Source organism: Teichococcus vastitatis (assembly GCF_003604215.1).
In the GTDB taxonomy this organism is placed as follows: Bacteria; Pseudomonadota; Alphaproteobacteria; order Acetobacterales; family Acetobacteraceae; genus Pseudoroseomonas; species Pseudoroseomonas vastitatis.
Genome location: NZ_QXGS01000131.1, coordinates 1 through 1,864, shown reverse-complemented (window position 1 = coordinate 1,864; position 1,864 = coordinate 1). Strand labels below are relative to the sequence as shown.

General features: G+C 62.1%; 3 protein-coding genes. 1 reads left to right on the top strand and 2 read right to left on the bottom strand.

Annotated features, from left to right (window positions below):
- Positions 1-51 precede the first annotated feature (51 nt).
- A complete protein-coding gene (locus D2K64_RS23445; protein WP_120010820.1) occupies positions 52-390 on the bottom strand; it encodes a hypothetical protein in 339 nt (112 codons plus the stop codon).
- 601 nt (positions 391-991) lie between these two features.
- Between D2K64_RS23445 and D2K64_RS24840 the strand changes: the two genes are divergently transcribed.
- A complete protein-coding gene (locus tag D2K64_RS24840) occupies positions 992-1,156 on the top strand; it encodes a thermonuclease family protein (RefSeq protein ID WP_157986103.1) in 165 nt (54 codons plus the stop codon).
- Between the two features lie 168 nt (positions 1,157-1,324).
- Here D2K64_RS24840 and D2K64_RS23440 read toward each other — a convergent pair.
- The coding region (locus tag D2K64_RS23440) for a response regulator (RefSeq protein WP_120010819.1) at positions 1,325-1,864 on the bottom strand (540 nt) is incomplete at its 5' end.

Here is a 1,864-nt window from a genome sequence, read left to right as displayed (position 1 = left end):
TCCGCCGTGCCAGCCTGATCCGGTAGTTCAGCCCGCCGGAAACCATCGCTCCTACACCACGCGATGGGACACGACCGCGAGCGGCTCCAGCATCCAATTGCTCTCGATCGGTAGCGCGTCCTCAATCGCCCCGATCGTTAGGTACTTCGGGAACGTGTCTCCAGCAGCCCAGATGATGACTGGAGGCCGTGCAGGGTCGTAGCCGAAATACTGCGACGCGGTCTCAGGCTCATCCGGCACGAAGCGGAAGACCATGTCCTGACTGGCATCCGTCCGGTCGAAGTGCATCGTGGCGGTCGTGCCCTCCAGGATCTCCAGGGCCTGACCACCACGACCTTCCGGCTGCGCGGGCAGCGTGGCGCGGACGATGCCGCTGGAATTGCTAAACACGGGCGCAGCGGGTCAGGAAGGGTGCGGCGTCAACCATCGGGTTCGCCGGCAAACAGTGGATCACGATCTTCACGGCCTTGAGCGTTGCCGCAAATCACGAAGATGGGGCGGGTGTATGGAACTGCTGATCGGGCGCTGACCGAGCATGTCGATCGGCGTGCCAGCATCACTTGCCCCGCCAAATCTGGATTGCCGCTGGCCAACAAGGGCCAGCTTGGTGGGAACCGTCGGAGGGTCGAGTAGTCCAACCCCTCCAGTACCTCGCTCACCAACAAGCGTAGGGTGGGCTCGTCGTGACCAGCACGCTCTCACCGATGCCAGCGCCAGGGACCGCTCAGCTTTTCACCCCATCTGCGGTTTCTTCGTCGCCATTCATCGAGCGTTACCGCCCTCCACTACAACACCTTCACTGCGGCGGCGTGGTGAACGCTCCAAGCGAGAACGGATCCTAATTGGATCGCCACCAGCCTCCAGGCCGGTGTAGAGGGGGGCAAGCAGAACCCATCCGCCCGGCTGGAGACATCCGCCGGGCGGTTCGCATTCTGGTGGCAGCCCTGCGCCTACCCTGCCCCATGCCTCTCCTTTTCGTCTCATCGGTGCTTTGGCCCTCGTCCTGCTGCTCTCCGTCCCTGCTTCGGCCGCCGAGCTGCGCGGCGAGGTGGTGGGCCTCAGCGACGGTGACACCCTGACCGTGCCGACCACGGACAGGCAGCAGGTGCGGGTGCGGCTGGCCGAGATCGACGTGCCCGAGAGCCGCCAGCCCTAGGGTGCCCGGGCACGGCAGGCGCTCGCCGCCCCGGTGTTCCGCAAGCCGGTGGTGGTGACGCAGGACACCGACCGCTGCAGCCGGATCATAGGGACGGCGTGAGTCGGCCGGCTCAACGCCAATGCTGATAAGTCTGCAACATCGAAGACTTATGATGCTGGGGATCCTCTACTTGCCTCCGATCATATCTCGCGCACGCGTGGCGAGTGCATCAACCGCGAAGGGCTTGGTTATCATCTGCATTCCTGGCTCAAGAACACCGTTGGCGATAGTGGCGTTCTCAGCATAACCGGTCATGAAGAGAATCTTCAGGCCAGGACGGACAAGGCGGGCGGCATCAGCAACTTGACGTCCATTCAATCCGGGTAGTCCGATGTCGGTAATCAGGAGATCGATGGGCTTGGTAGACTGCAAGATCTTCAAGCCTGAGGGTCCATCGATAGCTTCCAGCGTGCGGTAGCCGAGATCGTGTAAAACTTCCACCACAAGGTGGCGGACCGCTGCTTCATCCTCGATCACCAACACGGTCTCACCGTGTTCCGCGCGATGTTCGGCGCTGAAGCCGTCAGCAGTATCCTCGCAGTCCAAAGCATCACCATAGTAGCGAGGCAGGTAGATTTTGACAGTGGTGCCTTTTCCAATCTCGCTGTAGATCTTGGCGTGTCCGTCGGACTGACGAGCGAAGCCGTAGATCATCGAAAGGCCGAG